This is a genomic window from Bradyrhizobium sp. URHC0002, assembly GCF_054059515.1.
Window position 1 is genome coordinate 1,365,530 of record NZ_JBSSCF010000001.1, and the last position, 17,932, is coordinate 1,383,461.

The 17,932-nt window shown below is 64.5% G+C and carries 14 protein-coding genes; 4 read left to right on the top strand and 10 right to left on the bottom strand.

Annotated features, from left to right (window positions below; genetic code table 11):
* Nucleotides 1-36: 36 nt before the first annotated feature.
* Together ACVWVY_RS06535 and ACVWVY_RS06540 are read right to left on the bottom strand one after the other, a co-directional pair.
* Nucleotides 37-1,401, bottom strand: coding sequence for an MATE family efflux transporter (locus ACVWVY_RS06535; RefSeq protein WP_456625605.1), 1,365 nt, complete (start codon nucleotides 1,399-1,401; stop codon nucleotides 37-39).
* An 82-nt stretch (nucleotides 1,402-1,483) separates the two neighbouring features.
* Nucleotides 1,484-2,092 carry a DUF2239 family protein gene (locus ACVWVY_RS06540; RefSeq protein ID WP_456625606.1) on the bottom strand — a complete coding sequence of 203 codons (609 nt, stop codon included), beginning with the start codon at nucleotides 2,090-2,092 and terminating at the stop codon, nucleotides 1,484-1,486.
* Nucleotides 2,093-2,241: 149 nt separating this feature from the next.
* On the opposite strand from ACVWVY_RS06540, the gene ACVWVY_RS06545 reads away from it, so the two are divergent.
* Nucleotides 2,242-2,907, top strand: a complete 666-nt coding sequence (locus ACVWVY_RS06545) for a glutathione S-transferase family protein (protein WP_456625607.1) — start codon at nucleotides 2,242-2,244, stop codon at nucleotides 2,905-2,907.
* 122 nt (nucleotides 2,908-3,029) lie between these two features.
* On the opposite strand, the gene ACVWVY_RS06550 is transcribed toward ACVWVY_RS06545, so the two are convergent.
* The 3 genes from ACVWVY_RS06550 to ggt all read right to left on the bottom strand — a co-directional run bounded on the left by ACVWVY_RS06550 (nucleotide 3,030) and on the right by ggt (nucleotide 7,165).
* A complete protein-coding gene (locus tag ACVWVY_RS06550) occupies nucleotides 3,030-4,418 on the bottom strand; it encodes a serine hydrolase domain-containing protein (protein WP_456625608.1) in 1,389 nt (462 codons plus the stop codon).
* A 33-nt stretch (nucleotides 4,419-4,451) separates the two neighbouring features.
* A complete protein-coding gene (locus ACVWVY_RS06555; protein ID WP_456625609.1) occupies nucleotides 4,452-5,348 on the bottom strand; it encodes an SDR family oxidoreductase in 897 nt (298 codons plus the stop codon).
* Between the two features lie 74 nt (nucleotides 5,349-5,422).
* Nucleotides 5,423-7,165 (bottom strand): gamma-glutamyltransferase, encoded by a 1,743-nt coding sequence (ggt, locus tag ACVWVY_RS06560; RefSeq protein WP_456625610.1) that lies wholly within the window; start codon nucleotides 7,163-7,165, stop codon nucleotides 5,423-5,425.
* 129 nt (nucleotides 7,166-7,294) lie between these two features.
* On the opposite strand from ggt, the gene ACVWVY_RS06565 reads away from it, so the two are divergent.
* Nucleotides 7,295-8,680: an MFS transporter gene (locus tag ACVWVY_RS06565; RefSeq protein WP_456625611.1), complete on the top strand. Its 1,386-nt coding sequence runs from the start codon at nucleotides 7,295-7,297 to the stop codon at nucleotides 8,678-8,680.
* Between the two features lie 147 nt (nucleotides 8,681-8,827).
* Here ACVWVY_RS06565 and purH read toward each other — a convergent pair whose 3' ends face one another.
* From purH to ACVWVY_RS06580, 3 genes are all read right to left on the bottom strand, one after another.
* Entirely contained in the window at nucleotides 8,828-10,420 is a 1,593-nt protein-coding gene (gene purH, locus ACVWVY_RS06570) for a bifunctional phosphoribosylaminoimidazolecarboxamide formyltransferase/IMP cyclohydrolase (protein ID WP_456625612.1), read from the bottom strand.
* Nucleotides 10,421-10,530: 110 nt separating this feature from the next.
* The gene (locus ACVWVY_RS06575; RefSeq protein WP_456625613.1) at nucleotides 10,531-12,246 is read right to left on the bottom strand and encodes a heparinase II/III family protein; all 1,716 of its coding nucleotides are present in this window, start codon (nucleotides 12,244-12,246) and stop codon (nucleotides 10,531-10,533) included.
* A gap of 160 nt (nucleotides 12,247-12,406) precedes the next feature.
* Nucleotides 12,407-13,756 (bottom strand): RsmB/NOP family class I SAM-dependent RNA methyltransferase, encoded by a 1,350-nt coding sequence (locus ACVWVY_RS06580; RefSeq protein ID WP_456625614.1) that lies wholly within the window; start codon nucleotides 13,754-13,756, stop codon nucleotides 12,407-12,409.
* 159 nt (nucleotides 13,757-13,915) lie between these two features.
* Between ACVWVY_RS06580 and ACVWVY_RS06585 the strand changes: the two genes are divergently transcribed.
* Together ACVWVY_RS06585 and ACVWVY_RS06590 are read left to right on the top strand one after the other, a co-directional pair.
* Complete coding sequence (locus ACVWVY_RS06585; protein WP_456625615.1) at nucleotides 13,916-14,125, top strand: DUF1674 domain-containing protein; 210 nt, start codon at nucleotides 13,916-13,918, stop codon at nucleotides 14,123-14,125.
* 49 nt (nucleotides 14,126-14,174) lie between these two features.
* Complete coding sequence (locus ACVWVY_RS06590; RefSeq protein WP_456625616.1) at nucleotides 14,175-14,774, top strand: thermonuclease family protein; 600 nt, start codon at nucleotides 14,175-14,177, stop codon at nucleotides 14,772-14,774.
* 48 nt (nucleotides 14,775-14,822) lie between these two features.
* Here the strand turns inward: ACVWVY_RS06590 and ACVWVY_RS06595 are convergent, their stop codons facing one another.
* Together ACVWVY_RS06595 and acs are read right to left on the bottom strand one after the other, a co-directional pair.
* Nucleotides 14,823-15,335, bottom strand: coding sequence for a L,D-transpeptidase (locus ACVWVY_RS06595; RefSeq protein ID WP_456625617.1), 513 nt, complete (start codon nucleotides 15,333-15,335; stop codon nucleotides 14,823-14,825).
* A gap of 344 nt (nucleotides 15,336-15,679) precedes the next feature.
* Nucleotides 15,680-17,632: an acetate--CoA ligase gene (acs, locus tag ACVWVY_RS06600; protein WP_456625618.1), complete on the bottom strand. Its 1,953-nt coding sequence runs from the start codon at nucleotides 17,630-17,632 to the stop codon at nucleotides 15,680-15,682.
* Nucleotides 17,633-17,932 lie beyond the last annotated feature (300 nt).

A 17,932-nucleotide genomic window follows, 5' to 3' on the forward strand; every position in this document is an offset into this window, starting at 1 on the left:
ATCGTAATACCGTGGAAATGCGCGACTTGCCCGACGTCACACCATCCGCCGAAGCGGGCGGCGACGCCAGACCAGTGTGTAGTAGCCGAATTGCAGGACGAACATGGCGCAGAACACGATCGGATAGGCGGCCCAGACCCCTTCCAGCCCGATGGTCCGGCTCAGGATCACGGCAGCGGGTATTTCGATGGCGGCGATGGCGAAGATCGACAGCAGCATGGGAGCCAAGGCCACGCCGCCTGCGCGCATCGCGCCCGAGAACACGGTCGCCATGCCGAACGGCACCGAACTCCACAAGGCGATGATGAGCAGTCTTTTCGCGAGTTCGAGCACGGCGGTGTCGGTAATGAAGATGCCCAGCACCGCGCGGGGAAACAGATAGATCAACGCCACCAGACCGCCGGTCAGAATGAGATTGAGGAGCAGGCCGGTCCGGACGATGGCGTCCAGCCGGTCGGCATGGCCGCTGCCGATCGCCTGCGCGCCGAGGATCGAAACCGAGATCGAAATCGATATCGCGGTGAACTGCGCATAGCCCATGATCTGGTTGACGGCGCCATAGGCCGCGGTGGCATCGGAACCGAAGCCGTTGACGAGGCCGAGCAGCACCAGTTCGGCGATCGCCATCACCACCATGCCGACCGCGCTCGGGATACCGATGCCCAGGATTTTCCCGAGCAGCGCGCCATCGAGCCGAAGCACGCGCAGAAATTCGGCGTCCGGCGCCAGCGGGCTCTTCCTGTGACGCAGATATAGGCCGAGCGCGACCAGCGTCAGCGCGGTGGAAATAGCCGACGCCCATGCCGGGCCCGTCACGCCGGCGGCGGGAAGTCCGAACCAGCCGCGGATGAGGAGTGGCGTCAGGATCAGGCCGATCGCGGTCGACAAGGCCAGCGCCACCAGCGGCGTCAGCGTGTCGCCGACGCCCCGCAGCATCGCGGTCGTCAGCAGGAATGCGAAGCCGAGCGGCATCGTCAGCAGCATGACGCGCGCATAAGCGCTCGCCTGGTCGAGGATATCGGGCGGCGTGGCGAGCGCGATCATCAATTGCCGGCTGAACAGGCCGCCAAATAGCGCCACAGTGGTGGCGAGAAGCAGACCAATCGCCAGCGTCGCGCCGGCAACCGCCTTCACCTTGTGACGTTCGCCCGCGCCCCAGGCCTGTCCGATCAGGACGGTTGCGCCGGTGCTGAGGCCCATGACGAAGGCGAACAGGAAGAACATCACGGGAAAGAACACCGAGACGGCCGCCAGCGCGTCGACCCCGATCAACTGACCGAGCAGCGCATTACTCACGGTGCCGAACAGCGATTGCAGCGCGTTGCTCAGCATCAGGGGCGCGAGGAAGATGAGGAAGGTCTTACGGAGCGAGGGAGGTTTGGACACGATGGTTGTTCCCATTGAAGACGCGACGGATCATTGCCGCGCACCGGAGCGGTGGCGGGCGAGAGGTTTTGGAAACTCGGCTAGAGGCGACGCGCGCCTATGGCTCGGCGCGGTCGCTGAAGGCGAGTTTGACGACGTGGTCGCGGATATCGTCGGGCCAGCCGGCGACGAGACCGACGAATCGCCGCCGGTCATCGGCGAACAATGCCCGCGAGGCTTCCTCGAAGCCTGCAAGATTGCCGGCCATGATGGACATGAAACGATAGGCGGCGTCCCTTGCCGCGCGGGCGCGATCCGCATCACCATTGGCGCGGCGCGCTTCTTCCACCAGCTTTCGCAACGCCACCGATGCGCCGCCGGGCTGCGCCCCAAGCCACTCCCAATGGCGCGGCAACAATGTCACCTCGCGCGCGACAACGCCCAGTTTGGGACGCCCGCGCCCACGCGGCTCCGCTGACGCCGTCTCATCGGTTTCGACCTCCGGAGGCGAGGCGGGTTGAGGCAAGCGGGTAATGATTTCGCGTTCGGTGCCGCGAAGATCGAGATCGATCGGCTGGCCGGTCGCGTCGCTGAAGATGATGATCGGCGCCGCGGCAGGCTTGCGGGAAGCCTGCATGACCGCAATTGCGACCTCGGCAAGGGGGCCCGCCGCCAGGCGTTGCGGGCCCATGAAGGCCGTGAAATGGGGGCGGGTCTTGTCGGGCATTGGAGCTTCTCGGGATTTTCGGTTGGCTATATTTACCCGGATAAATTGGATTGTCAATATCACCCGGGTAAATATAGCGCTGCACTTCAGGCCGTCTCGACTTTGCCCCGCCCGGCTGGCACCAACGGCGGCCAATTGAAGGGAACACCATGCTGACGGTTCATCATCTCAACAATTCCCGCTCGCAGCGCGTGCTGTGGCTGCTCGAAGAACTCGAGGTCCCCTACGAAATCGTCCGCTATCAGCGCCAGCCGGACATGCGGGCGCCCAAGGAGCTGCGCGCCATTCACCCGCTCGGCAAATCGCCGGTCATCACCGACAACGGCAACACCATCGCCGAGTCCGGCGCGATCTGCGAATACGTCATCGGCACCTATGGCAATGGCCGCCTGATCCCGCCGCCGAACACGCCGGAACGGCTGCGCTACACCTATTGGCTGCACTATGCCGAAGGCTCGGCGATGTCGCCGCTGCTGCTGAAGCTGTTGTTCACGCTGATGCCGAAGCGCGCGCCGGCCTTGCTGCGACCGCTGGTGCGCAAGGTGTCCAACACGGCGCTGACCACGCTGGTCAATCCGCAGCTCAAGCAGCACATGGATTACTGGGAAAGCGAACTGGCAAGAAGCGAGTGGTTCGCCGGCAACGAGTTCACCGGCGCCGACATCCAGATGAGCTTTCCGCTGGAGGCCGCTGCGGCGCGCGGCGGGCTGGAGGTGGGTCATCCCAAAGCGATGGCGTTTCTCGAACGTATTCACGCCCGGCCGGCCTATGCGCGCGCGCTGGAAAAGGGCGGGCCGTATGTGATCGGGCGCTGACGGCTTCTCCGTCATTGCGAGCGCAGCGAAGCAATCCATAGCTCGGCAAGCTGTGGAATGGATTGCTTCGTCGCTTCGCTCCCTTGCGCAAACGCTTCGCGTTTGTCGCAGGCAATGATGCTTCAGGGCTGCACCGCCGCGATTACTTCCTTCACCAGCCGGCCTAGGCCCCTGATATCGCCGGTCGGATCGACGCTGTCGCCGAGACGAACGACCACGAGGCGCTGTGACGGCATGATCACGATGCGCTGGCCGAGGTCGCCCGACGCGAAGAAGGCATCGCGCGGGATACCTAGCCGCACCCGGCCCTTGGCGTTGGGGTGCTCGCTGCGATTGGTCCAGAAGCCGGCGGCGTAATCGGTGCCCAGCGTCGCCGCGGCGGAGAAGTCCACCCAGTCCTCATGCAGCACGCGTTTGCCGCCGACGATGCCGTCATTGAGGTAGAGCAGGCCGAATTTTGCCCAGTCACGCGCGCTTGCCAGCATGTAGGTCGAGCCCTGCAGCGTCCCCGAGGCGTCGAACTCCAGTGTCACGTTGCGCATGCCGAGCGGATTGAACAATTCGCGCCATGCGAACGCCAATGTCTGTTCCGGCCCGCCGACGGCATCGCGAACGATGCGCGCCAATAGCTGCGTCGTCGGACTGGAGTAAGCCCAGCGCGTGCCGGGAGGGGCCACGACTGCGGCGTTGACCGCGAAGCCCGCCATGTCGTCGTACAGATAGACCATCTGGCTGGCCGGATCGAAACCGCTATTGGTCTCGTCGAGCGCCAGGCCCGTCGTCATGCGCAGGAGATGCTCGACTTCGATCTCGCGCCTGAGGTCGCCGCGCCATTCCGGAATCGGGGCGGGCATCGACGGCGTCACCAGGCCCTGTTGCGTGAGAATGCCGATCAGCGCGTTGATCACCGATTTGGTCATGGAGAAGCCGAGCAGCGGCGTGTCGACGCCAATTGCGCCCGCATAACGCTCGGCGATCACCTTGCCGTCATGCACGACGACCACCGCCTTGGTTCTTCGGAACGGTGGCTCGGCCGGCTCCTCGAAGGCATGGTCGAGGGCGGCCCTCAATGCGGGGTCTGACGGCTGCACGATGTCAGGCCCGGCAATCTCGGGCAGAAGCGGCGGCGCCTTTGGAATTTTCAGCGCCTCGATGTCGCTCTTGAGAACGTAAGGCTCGTTCGACCCGTCCTGCAGCACGCAACCCAGCCCCTCGCGAAACAGGGCGCGGCTGCCAAGCAGCCCCGCTGCGGACGCATCGACCGATCGCGCGGTGCGGTCGACCCGCAACCGTAGCACCCCGCGCAGACGGCGAAGGCCGTCGCGCTCAATGGTTTCCGAGAACACAGCCTGCGGGTCGAGCCCCGAGACGAAGGTCTTGGAACAGACATTGTGCGCGACGACGCCGGTGGCGACGCGAATAGCACGATCGGGCCGGAAATAGGCACTCACTCCCGCCATTGCGGCCAGCAAGATCGCGATGGTCGCAACGCTCCATTTCCGCAAGTTCATATGCCTCGCCCGGAACGATCAGCCGGCAAGCGCCTAACGCGACGTCTGCGCGGCACCCACCGATGGCAGCGCCTGCACGGTGACGCCGGGTGGCGGCACGTCGTCGTCGGGGACGAAGAAATCCGACATCAACGGCACCGAGCGATCGACACGATAGTGTTCGAAATCCCTGACGCCGCTGGCGTAAAGTACCTTGTCGTCGATGCAGAACTGCCCGGTGAATTCACGCGCGGGCCTGGTCAGGATCGCGTGCGCGGCATCGCCCATGATCTCGGGCGTGCGGCTGGCGCGCATCATGGCCTCGCCGCCGAGCAAATTGCCGACCGCGGCGGTGGCGATGGTGGTGCGCGGCCACAGCGCGTTGACCGCGACGCCGGCGGATTTCAATTCACCCGACAGCCCCAACACGCACATGCTCATGCCGAACTTGGCCATCGTGTAGGCGGTGGAATGCTCGAACCATTTTGCCTTCATGTCGAGCGGCGGCGACAGCATCAAGATGTGCGGATTGGCCGCCTTCTTCAAATGCGGGATGCAATATTTGGACACCATGAAGGTGCCGCGGGTGTTAATGCCCATCATCAGATCGAACCGCTTCATGTCGGTTCCTTGCGAGTTGGTCAGGCTGATGGCGCTGGCGTTGTTGACGCAGACATCGATGCCGCCGAATTCGGCGACGGTCTGCTCGATCGCGGCGATCACCTGCGCCTCTTCGCGGATGTCGCACAGCACCGGCAGCGCCTTGCCGCCGGCGGCGCGAATTTCCTCCGCCGCGGTGTAGATGGTGCCCTTGAGTTTCGGATGCGGCTCCGCGGTCTTCGCCGCAATCGCGACATTGGCGCCGTCACGCGCGGCACGCAGTGCGATGGCCAGTCCGATGCCGCGGCTGGCGCCCGAGATGAAAAGCGTCTTGCCTTTGAGAGATGTCATTGGGCTCGCTCCCGGTTTCACTTCAGGTCGTTGGCTGTGATTTATATGACAAATCACCGTCAGCCGTCATCGCTTCACTGCCCCACCGCCGCCGCACCCCTTGTGCGCGGATCGGGTGCGCCAAGCAGGCCGCCCGGCGTGACGGCGATCGAATTGACCGAGGTCTGGCCGAGCGGCTCGATCACCTTGTGGCCTTTCGCCTTCAGGTCGGCCAACACCTCGTCGGCAAAGCCGCGTTCCACACGCACTTCATCGGGCATCCATTGATGGTGGACCCGCGGGGCCGCCACGGCGGCGGCGACGTCCATCTTGTAGTCGAGCACGTCGACCACGACCTGCAGCACCGCGGAAATGATGCGGCTGCCGCCCGGCGTACCCGTGACCAGCACCGGCTTGCCGTCCTTCAGCACGATGGTCGGCGACATCGACGATAATGGCCGCTTTCCCGGGCCGGGCAGATTGGCTTCGAACCCGACCAGGCCAAAAGCGTTCGACGCGCCGGGTGCGGCGGTGAAGTCGTCGAGCTCGTTGTTGAGCAGCACGCCGGTACCCTCGGCGACCAGGCCGACGCCATAGGGAAAATTCAGCGTGTAGGTGTTGCTGACCGCGTTGCCGCTGGAATCGACGACCGAATAATGCGTGGTGTTGCTGCCCTCGCGCGGGCTCACTGCCAGTACATCGGCCGCCGGCGTTGCGCGTTCAAGGTCGATGGTTGCGCGTTGTCGGGCCGCGTAATCCTTGGTGATCAGGACATTGACCGGCGCGTTGACGAAGGCGGGATCGCCGAGATAGCGCGCGCGGTCGGCGTAAGCGCGCTTCATGGCTTCGATCATGACGTGCAGCGAAGGCGCGGAGCCCTGCTTCATGTCGGCCATCGTAAATCCTTCGAGAATGTTCAGCGACTGCAACAGCACGGTGCCGCCGGAGGAGGGCAGCGGCATCGAGACAATGTCGTAGCCGCGATAATTGCCACGCACCGGGCTGCGGACGACAGCCTCATAGGATTTGAGATCGTCCACCGTCATGAGGCCGCCGCCGTCGCGGACGGCCTTTGCCAGCCGTTCGGCGACCGGTCCCTCATAAAATCCGCGCGGTCCCTGTTCGGCAATTGTGGAGAGCGTTGCCGCGAGATCGGACTGGATCAGCCGGTCGCCCTCTTGCAGCGGGGTGCCGTCGCTGCGTGAGAACGCCTTTGCCGAATTCGGCCAGCGCCCCATTCGCCGATACATGTCCGGCAGCGTGTCGGCCATGTCGTCGGCGACCGCAAAACCGTCGCGCGCCAGTTCGATGGCGGGCTTGAGGATTTGCGCAAGCGTGAAACGCCCGGATCCGTATTTCTCCAGCGCCACTGCCAGCCCGGCTACCGTGCCGGGCACGCCGATACCAAGCGCGGAATTGCGCGATTTATCGCTATCCGGTTTGCCGTCCGGTCCCAGAAAAATGTCGCGCGTGATCGCGGCCGGTCCAGTTTCGCGATAATCGATGGCGACGTCTTCGTTGCGCGCGGCCGAATGAATCACCATGAAGCCGCCGCCGCCGATGTTTCCGGCGCGCGGATAGGTGACGGCAAGCGCAAAGCCGGTGGCGACCGCGGCGTCGACCGCATTGCCGCCCTGCCTGAGGATATCGGCGCCGACTTGCGCGGCGAGCCTTTCCTGCGCCACCACCAAACCATGCTCGGCCGTAATGGCGCGAACGGTGGCGAGGTCGGGGGGCGCATAAGAGCGGCGCTCCTGCGCAAAGGCCGTCGCGCCGCAGGCGAACGCAAGTACGAATGTGGCAGCTACTCGGCGCCACCGGATTGAAAAGACCGCCATCGAAAATCCGCCGCAGTTGGAGCCTGTGTGACGCCTGGCAACAGCCCCCAGCGCCGATGAACGCATGCTATATGGGTTTGGACTCAACGGGCAAAATGCCCCGAGGGACTTTTCAGGGAAATTCCTCACATGACGGTGATCGCTTCCGAGGCAGCCGGCGCTGATCTGCCGCGGGAATATCCGCGCCGCGCCGCCGTCATCAGCTGGATCTTCTTCGATTGGGCCGCGCAGCCTTATTTTACGTTGATCACCACTTTTGTATTTGCGCCCTATTTCGCGAGTTTCGTCGCGCCGGATCCGGCGCAGGGCCAGGCATTGTGGGGATTTGCTACCGCGGCCGCCGGCCTGATGATCGCGCTGCTGTCGCCGGTGCTGGGCGCGATTGCGGACGCCAGCGGCCGCCGCAAGCCGTGGATCGCCGGCTTCGGTTCGCTGCTGGTGATCGGCGCCTCGCTGATGTGGTTCGGAAAGCCGGGAGATCCCAGCGTGATCCCGTCGTTGCTGCTGGCCTATGCGATCGCGAGCGTGGGCGTCGAATTCGCCACTGTCTTCAACAACGCGATGATGCCGACGCTGGTGCCGCCGGATCGAATCGGGCGGTTGTCCGGCACCGGATGGGCCACCGGCTATATCGGCGGCATCCTCAGCCTCATCCTGGTGCTCGGCTTTCTGGCAGCGAACCCCGATACCGGGCGTACGCTGTTTGGCCTGGCGCCGCTGTTCGGTCTCGATCCCGTATCCCATCAGGGCGATCGGATTACCGGCCCGCTGACGGGTATCTGGTTCATGATCTTCGTGTTGCCGATGTTCCTGTTCACGCCCGATTATCCGGCAAAGCGTCCGATCCGCGCGGCGTTGCGCGAAGGATTGAGCGGGCTGAAGCGGACGCTCGGCGAACTGCCGAAGCAGAAATCGCTGGCGACATTCCTGCTTGCCAACATGATCTACACGGACGGGCTGGTGTCCTTGTTCGCGTTCGGAGGTATCTACGCCGCCGGCACGTTCGGCTGGCATACGATCCAGATCGGAAGTTTTGGGATTCTGCTGGCCATCGCCGGAACTTTCGGCGCGTGGCTTGGCGGTAAGCTCGACGACAGGCTCGGACCCAAGCGCGTCATCGCCGGCAGCTTGCTAATCCTTCTGTTCGCGCTCGCTGCGATCCTGCTGGTCGACAAGGATTCGATTTTGTTCGTGAAGGTCGCGCCGCCGGTGCCGGGCGGCCCGCTGTTCTCGGGCGCCGCCGAGCGCGCCTATCTCGTGCTGGGCTGCCTGATTGGTGCCGCCGGCGGTCCGCTGCAGGCGGCGTCGCGCTCGCTGTTGATTCGTCTCGCGCCGAAGGATCGTATCGCGCAATATTTCGGGTTGTTTGCACTTACCGGGAAGGTGACGTCGTTCATCGGTCCACTGCTGATCGGCGCGATTACGGCATATACCGCGAGCCAGAAGGCCGGCATGGCGATGCTTGTGGTGTTTTTCCTTGCGGGCCTGGCGCTGCTGACGCGCGTGAGGGAGTGACTTTCTCTCGCCGTCGTCCCGGCCAAGCGAAGCGCGAGCCGGGACCCATACGCCGCGGCGGACATTATTTGGCGCGCGGGTAAACGTCCTTCTTCAACAATGCAAGCCGGTGGTTATGGGTCCCTGCGTTCGCAGGGACGACGAGGCTCAATGCCTGAAATGCCGCACGCCCGTGAACACCATCGCGATGCCGTGCTCGTCCGCAGCCTTGATGACTTCCTCGTCGCGCATCGAGCCGCCGGGCTGGATCACCGCTGTGGCGCCGGCTTCGATGCAGGCCAGCATGCCGTCGGCGAACGGGAAGAACGCATCTGACGCAACGACCGAGCCCTTGGTCAGCGGTTCGGCCAGTTTCAGTTCGGCCGCGGCATCCAGCGCCTTGCGCGCGGCAATGCGCGCGGAATCGACCCGGCTCATCTGGCCGGCGCCGATGCCGACGGTGGCGAGATCCCTGGCGTAGATGATGGTGTTCGATTTGACGTGCTTGGCGACACGGAACGCGAATTTGAGATCGCGCAGTTCGGCGTCGGTCGGCGCACGCTTGGTCGCGACCTTCAGCGTCATGTCGTCGATCACGGCATTGTCGCGGCTCTGCACCAGGAGCCCGCCGGCAACCGTCTTCGCCGTCAGGCCGATGCTGCGCGGATTGGGCAATCCGCCGGCGAGCAACAGACGCAGGTTCTTTCTTGCGCCGACGATCGCGATCGCTTCTTCGGTGGCATCAGGCGCGATGATCACCTCGGTGAATATCTCGGTGATGGCGCGCGCCGACTCCGCGTCGAGCGTCCGGTTGAGCGCGACGATGCCGCCGAAAGCGGAGGTGGAGTCGCAGGCCAGCGCGCGGGCGTAGGCGGTGATGAGGTCGGGACCTTCGGCGACGCCGCAGGGATTGGCGTGCTTGACGATGACGCAGGCCGCGGTGCGCGCCGGGTCGAATTCGCCGATGCATTCATAGGCCGCGTCGGTGTCGTTGATGTTGTTGTAGGACAGTTCCTTGCCCTGCAACTGCCGCGCGGTGGAAACGCCGGGCCGCTTGTCGGGCGTCGAATAGAACGCCGCCGTCTGGTGCGGGTTCTCACCATAGCGCAGCGACTGGATCAATCTGCCGCCGAAGGCGCGGAAATCCGGCGCGTCGTTCTTGAGCTGAAGGGCGAACCAGTTCGAGATCGCGGCGTCATAGGCGGCGGTGCGCGCATAGGCCTTGGCGGCAAGGCGGCGGCGCAGCGACAGCGTCGTTGCGCCCTTGTTGGCGGCGAGTTCGTCGAGCACAGCCTGATAGTCCTGCGCTTCGACCACGACGGCGACGTCGTCGTGGTTCTTCGCGGCCGCCCGGATCATCGCGGGACCGCCGATGTCGATGTTCTCGATGCAGTCTTCGTAGCCCGCGCCTTTGTCGACGGTTTCCTCGAACGGGTAGAGGTTGACCACGAGCAGGTCGATCGGCGCGATGCCGTGCGCCTTCATGGCGTCGGCATGTTCCTTGTTGTCGCGGATCGCGAGCAGGCCGCCATGCACCTTGGGGTGCAGCGTCTTGACCCGGCCGTCCATCATTTCGGGAAAGCCCGTCAGCTCCGAGACGTCCTTGACCTGCAGTCCGGCCGCCGCGATCGCCTTCGCGGTGCCGCCCGTGGAGACGAGCTCGACGCCATGGCGAGCGAGCGCCTTGGCAAATTCGATCAGGCCGGTCTTGTCGGAAACGGACAACAGGGCGCGGGTTACACGGCGCGGATGGTCGGTCATAGGGGGTTCCTAGGCTGGTAAGCCAGCCCGGTAGCATGGTTTTGCCGGCCATGAAACCGGCCAGAAACCCGCCAAATCCACGTGTGGAAATCTCGTGACCGGCCGCGGGCCTACAGCGGCAGTTCCGGCTCGCGCCTAGCGTTGCGCCGGGCCGTCGTGCCGGCCGCCGACGTGGTTGAGCGAACAAAACTCCAGCGGACCGAGGAGGCGTGGCGGGAATCCTGGCGGATCACGATCTGGGCGGTGCGGCGGGGGCCGTCATTGCCGGCCAGAAACACGCTGTCCTCGAGGTCGACCTTGTCGTCGAGCGCCTCGAAGGTCCAGACGTCGCGGTTGGGCAATACCAGCATGACGCCGCGCGCATCGCTGAGGCGGCTTGCCTTCACCGCAGGATGCAGATGAAACCGCAGGGCAAAATCGGTCCCGTCGCCCTTGATGCGTGCCCCCGGCGCCGGCGAGATGGTGTCCTCGCCGTCGAGCCTGCCGCCGTCCTGGGACATCATCAGCACCCGGCGATGCACGACGCCGAATCGTGCGAGATAGCCGTCATGCGATGTGGTCAGGAGATCGCCGTCGGCCATCGCCTCGCGGTAGCTTTCCACATTGACCGGGCCGTTGACTACGGGTGCGCCCTGCAGCAGGCGCTTCATCGCCGACAGTTCGATGAACTGGCACGAGGAGGTGTCATGATAGGTCAGGGTCGAATGCGCCGCCGTGCTGCGCGCAAAGCTGCGCCAATTGTCCCGGCCGGTCGAGGGCATCCCGCAATTGACGACGATCCGGCTCGGCCCGGACGACAATTCGAACGAGAGGCAGCCGGCATGCGCTTCCTGGCTGATATTCGGCGGCGGCGGCGGGCCGGTGTCCACGATGACGGTCGTGGCGCCGGCATCAAGGCGCTGGAAGCCGGTATGCGGCATGTTCGCCATCGGCACGCCGTGGGTGTCGTCATAGGCGAGCAGGGTGGCTACCAGATCCGAGGGCGCGTTGCTCATGCCGTTGAACAGCGCAAAGCTGCCGTCGCCGTGACGGAAGAAGCGCAGCATCGGCATCATGCGATCAATCGCATTCAAAAGCGCCGGGGGCGGGGCGATGTTGCGGGCGGCAAAGGTCTGCCGCAGCGGCAGCAGATCGCTGAGCAGTTCGACCAGCGCGCCGGGATTGCGCGAGATGTGCCCGCCGTCGGGCATGATCTGCCGCTGCAATTCGTCGGAAAGCCGTCGCGTGGCGGAACGAATGTGACGGGCCTGATTGGCCAGGCACAGCGAGGCGTAGCAAAGCGCGATCAGGACCTGCAGCCGCGGCACGCCGTCGGCGATGTCGAGCATCGCGTAGCGTAGATAGCGAATCTCGCGGGTCAGCCCGCGCAGGTATTTGCGATAGAATTTTCCGTCGGTGTCGCCGAGCACCAGCGGCGCCTGCGACAACAGCGAGATCACGCGGCGCGCCAGCACGTCGGGGCGGCGTTCGAGCGGCCGCTTGCGCCCCGGGTTCGAGATCCAGTCGTCGACCAGTGAGCGGGCATTGGCGCGGGTCAGCGCGGTGTCGGCGGCGCGAAGGTGCCGCAGCCAGCCAAAGCCGAGCAGGGCGACTTCCCAATCTTCCGACGGCGGTTCGAGATCGAAGATCGAGCGGCCATGGCAGGTGACGATCTTGCCGGCGAACACGAAGCGGCCGGCATAGATCTCGGCGGCGCGGGTGGCGTCGGCGGTGCGCAGGTCGTGCGGTGCAATGATCAGCCGGTCGGCACGGCCCGGCCACAGCCGCGACACCGCCACCGTCGCCCCGGTCGCTCGCGCGATCACGGTCCGCGCCGAGCGGCTCATGATAAGCGTCGATATGCGTCTGCGTTGAGCGACCGACACGCCGTGCCTTGCTTAGGGAGGGAGGGGTATTCTGGCGAATCCTTTTAATCCGGAAACGCCGCCGTGACACCATCTTGAACAGGCGCGAATCACCCGAAGACCGGGCAATTGCGGTTTAAAATCAGGATTTGACCAGCCGCGCGGCGTAAAATCCATCCAGCCCGCCGAGCCGGGGGTCGGCATGGGGCAAATGGCTGGGCAGGGTCCGCAAGTCGCCGTTTGCGGTCAGGATTTCGCTGAGACCGGCGACTTCGTCGGCTTCGACCGGCGCGCGGCGCATGCCGGATTCGGTGGCCAGCAGGGAAGCGATGGCCTGTTCACCTTCCTCCGGCTCGAGCGAACAGGTGCAATAGACCAGCGTTCCGCCCGGCTTGAGCAGCGCGACCGCCCGTTGCAGCAATCGCTTCTGCAAGGCCGTCAATGCGGCAATATCAGCCTCCTGCCGCAGCCAGGCCACGTCGGGGTGACGCCTTATGGTGCCGGTGGAGGTGCAGGGCGCGTCCACCAGTACGCCGTCAACGCCGCCATTGCCTTGACCGGGCCACTCGGCGGCATCGGTCACGACGTCATCGGCCTGCAGCGAAAGCCGCGCCAGATTGTCGCGCAGCCGCGCCATGCGCGCCGGCGAGCGGTCGACCGCGGTCACGCGCGCGCCGGCGTGCGCCAGTTGCGCGGTTTTGCCGCCGGGCGCGGCGCAGAGATCGACAATGGTCTTGCCGCCGACGTCGCCGAACAACCGCGCCGGCAGCGCGGCGGCGGCGTCCTGCACCCACCACTGCCCCTCGGTGAAGCCGGGCAGCATGGTCACCGAACCCTGCAGCAAGGTGCGCACCGTGCCGGTCGTCAACGTTTCACCGTGCAGGCGGCTCGCCCACTGCGCCGCGTCTGCTTTCACGGTGATGTCGAGCGACGGTTCATGGCCGATGGCGAGCGCCATCTGCCGCGCGGTGGTCTCGCCATAGGCGCCGATCCAGCGCGCCAGCAGCCACGGCGGAATGTCCAGGTTCTGCGATTTGACTTCGTCGATCAGCGGTTGCCCCTCGCGGGCGCAACGGCGCAGCACCGCGTTGACGAGGCCGGCATATTTCGCGGCGCGTCGGTCCGATTGCACCAGCCGCACCGAGAGATCGACGGCGGCATGATCGGGCACATCCATCCAGAGAATCTGTGCCGCACCGATCAGTAGCGCGCTTTGCGCGCGCGGCGCATCCGTCGGGATGCCGCGATCGAGCAGGCGCGACAGCAAATGCCCGAGCGTGCCGAGCCGCCGCAGGATCGTCGCCACCAGCCGCCGCATCAGGGCGCGGTCGCGATCGGCCAGTGTCTTCAGGCCCGGATGCGCGCCGGCGCCGTCGAGCTGATCGTCGAGGGTGCGATGCTTGTGCAGCACGCCGTCGAGAATGTCAGCCGCGATCCGCCGCGCCGCGAGACCCGGCACTTCGGAAGGTACTGCGAATCTTGAAGGGGGCATGAAGCAGCAACGTCTCGGAAAGCGGAAAGGTTCTGGCTTATGCCATTGGAATGAAAGTCCATTTGGCATGCGAATATGCCAAATGTAAGAATCGCCGCCGACAATTTCACGATTGTGATGCCATCTGTGCGCCCATCCCTGTGCTATGGGAGAATTGCGATGACCGATAGTCCCTCATCTCCCGCGCAAACCGCGGAACGCAAGAAGCTGACGCCCGCCGCCGAGCGCGCGCTGGCCGAGGCCGAAGCCCGTCGCAAGGCCGCCGAGGCCAGCGCCACCACGCGGCAGAAGGAATTCCAGGGTCCGAAGGGTCCGGAACCGACCCGCTATGGCGATTGGGAGCGCAAAGGGATCGCCTCGGATTTTTGAGGGCGTGAGCTCTTGCCGGATGCCCCGACTCAGCCCTTAGTCGGGGAAAATGCCCCGATACAACAGAATAGATGCATATCGGCCCCCGCGCCGGGGTTCCTGGCGCCGCTGGTTTTCGGCGGCGCTGCCGTGGGTATTCGTTTTCGGCGTGGCGGCGGCGACGATGCTGCCGGTGCGGGACTGGGTACGACGGTCGTTGCCGAGTTCAGCCGACAGCCCGGCGGCGCGCGATGCCGAGATGGTGTGGAAGCGGGCGGGAAGTTCGGACACGCGTCATCCCGTCGACGTCATCCGCACGATCGATGGGGATACGTTCGAAGCGCGGGTTCACCTGGAGCCTGGTCTCGACCTCAACACACGGGTGCGTCTGCGCGGCATCGACGCGCCTGAATTGAAGGCGTCCTGCCCGCAGGAACTGCAGATGGCCGAGGCCGCGACGGGTGCGTTGCGCGCAATGCTCGGCGAAGGCGACGTCAGGATCTTCAATATCGGGCCGGACAAATATAGCGGCCGCGTCGTCGCCGACGTTGTAACCAGGCGCACCGGAAATGTTTCGACGGCGATGCTCGCCGCGGGTCATGCCCGCAGCTACGGCGGCGGTCATCGCAGCGGCTGGTGTGCGAACGCAGGACAAGCGCCGCTCAAATGAAAGAGCCGCGCAATCGCGCGGCTCTTGTGCCAATTTGGATCCGTAAGCTTAGCGCGTGACAGTCACGGTCGTTCCGACCGATACGCGGTGATAGAGATCCGAGATATCGTCGTTGAGCATGCGGATGCAGCCATAGGATACGAAGCCGCCGACCGAGCCCGGCCTGTTGGTGCCGTGAATGGCGTATTCGCCGCCGGCCAGCGTCATCGCTGCGACGCCCATCGGGTTGCTCGGCGAGCCGCCGGGAATGACATCAGGCATACCAGGCTTGTCGCGCTTGACTTCGCTCGGCGGCGACCACGCCGGGTGGAGGTACTTGCCGTCGATCCGCGTGGTGCCTGCCCACTGCTTGCCGGTCTTGCCGACGCCGACCGGGTAGCGCATGGCGCGGCCTGAATCGAGGATCAGATAAAGCCGCCTCTCGTGGGTCTTCACCACGATCGTGCCCGGCGTGTAGTCGCCGCTAATGCCCACCATTTCAGGCCGTGCTTCGGCCTGCGACGACATCACAATTCCCATACCAATGGTGGCGGCCAGCGCCACCGCAATCTTTACCGACATTTTCAGCCCCACTTTGCCTGCCCCTTCCGGGGCGGATCAGTTGCCCGCTGCCAAACGCAGCCTGCCGTCTCACCTCGCATCTTTCACCGCGCGGATTAACCGGGTGTTTTCCACCTCTGGCCCGACACTGGTTTGACGGGGGGAACAAAGAAAATGTTCAAATCAAAGTAAATGACCTGAAAACAACACATGACAACGAAAAGCCCGCCGAAGCGGGCTCCCTACTGACAAGTGCGTGAGCGCGGGCCTGATTGCCTTGTACCGCCGGGCGTGTTGCCGGAATTCGCCGCTCCTTGCCCCGCGTTTCGGGGCAAGGAAGCCGGGCAATATTAAGCGATGGCGGCCTACGCCGGCGCGCTCTTCTTGTTCTGCCGGTTCTGCACGAGGTCGTCGACCACGGCAGGGTCGGCCAGCGTCGAGGTGTCGCCGAGGCTGCTCGGTTCGTCCTCGGCGATCTTGCGCAGGATGCGGCGCATGATCTTGCCGGAACGGGTTTTCGGCAGGCCCGGCGCGAACTGGATCTGGTCGGGCGAAGCGATCGGGCCGATGTCCTTGCGCACCCAGGCCACCAGCTCTTTCCGCAATTCCTCGGTCGGTTCGGTACCGGCCATCAGGGTCACATAGGCATAGATGCCCTGGCCCTTGATGTCGTGGGGATAGCCGACCACGGCCGCTTCCGACACTTTTTCATGTGCGACGAGCGAGCTTTCGACCTCGGCGGTGCCCATGCGGTGGCCCGACACGTTGATGACGTCGTCGACGCGGCCGGTGATCCAGTAAAAGCCGTCGGCATCCCTGCGGCAGCCGTCGCCGGTAAAATACTTGCCTTTGTACGTCGAGAAATAAGTCTGCTCGAAACGGGCGTGATCGCCATAGACCGTGCGCATCTGCCCCGGCCATGATTTGGCGATGCAGAGATTGCCGGATGTTTCGCCTTCCAGCACCTTGCCGTCGGCGTCGACGATCTCGGGCACCACGCCGAAGAACGGCCGCGTCGCCGAACCCGGCTTCAGCTTGGTCGCGCCGGGCAGCGGCGTGATCAAAATGCCGCCGGTTTCGGTCTGCCACCAGGTATCGACGATCGGGCAGCGGGCGTCGCCGACGACGCGGTGATACCACTCCCATGCTTCCGGATTGATCGGCTCGCCGACTGAACCCAGCAGCCGCAGGCTCTTGCGCGAGGTCTTCTTCACCGGCTCGTCGCCTGACTGCATCAGCGCGCGGATCGCGGTCGGCGCGGTGTAGAAGATGTTGACGTTGTGCTTGTCGATGACGTTCCAGAAGCGCGAATTATCCGGATAGTTCGGTACGCCTTCGAACATCAGCGTGGTAGCGCCGTTCGCGAGCGGTCCGTAGAGAATGTAGCTGTGGCCGGTGACCCAGCCGACGTCGGCGGTGCACCAGTAGATATCGCCATCGTGATAATCGAACACGTATTGATGCGTCATCGCCGCGAACACGAGATAGCCGCCCGTGGTGTGCAGCACGCCCTTGGGCTGGCCGGTCGAGCCTGACGTGTAGAGGATGAACAGCGGGTCTTCCGCATGCATATGCTCGCACGGGCATTCCGTGGTCACCATCTTGGCGGCGTCGTGGTACCAGAGGTCGCGCGAAGGACTCATGTCGACGGCGGCACCCGTGCGCTTGACGACGACGACCCAATCGACACCGCCGGCTTTCGCAATCGCGGCATCGACATTGGCCTTCAGCGGCACCTTCTTGCCGCCGCGCAGTCCCTCGTCGGCGGTGATGATGACCTTGGACTGGCAGTCGGTGATGCGTTGGGCGAGGCTGTCAGGTGAGAAGCCGGCGAACACCACCGAATGAATGGCGCCGATCCGCGCGCAGGCCAGCATCGCATAGGCCGCTTCAGGGATCATCGGCAGGTAGATCGTGACGCGGTCGCCCTTCTTGACGTTCCGCGTGCGCAGGATGTTGGCCATCTTGCAGACTTCGTCGTGCAGCTGCCGGTAGGTGATGTGCTTGGACTGCGAGGGATCGTCGCCCTCCCAGATGATCGCGGTCTGGTCGCCGCGCTTGTCGAGATGGCGGTCGATGCAGTTCCAGGCGGCGTTCAGGACGCCGTCCTCGAACCATTTGATGGAGATGTTGCCGGGGGCAAAGGAGACGTTCTCGACCTTGTGGAAGGGCTTCATCCAGTCGAGGCGCTTGGCCTGCTCGGCCCAGAAGCCGTTGGGATCACTGACGGAGCGGGCATACATCTCGCGGTATTTGGCGTCGTCGACATAGGCACGTTTGGCCCAATCGGCAGATACGTCGTAAATTTTCTCGGACATTTTTACCCTCCCACTCGTTGCGGCGCCGCACGCGCTGGTGGCCGCAAGCCGTCCTGATTGTTGCAACGATTATGCGTCGCGGGACGATGCCCGGACAAGGCGCAAACGTCTGCGACCTTGGTTGGTCAGCCGGTTCCTGGCCTTGTCACCGATCAAACCACCGTCATTTTTTGGATATTGTTCACGATCTCGCCGAGGCAAAAATCAACGCTATCTCCGAATGGCTCCCATGACAGGTATTTTGTTACCGTAAATGACGGAATCGGGACTCGCAAAGCCGGCCGTTACCCCCTAAATGGC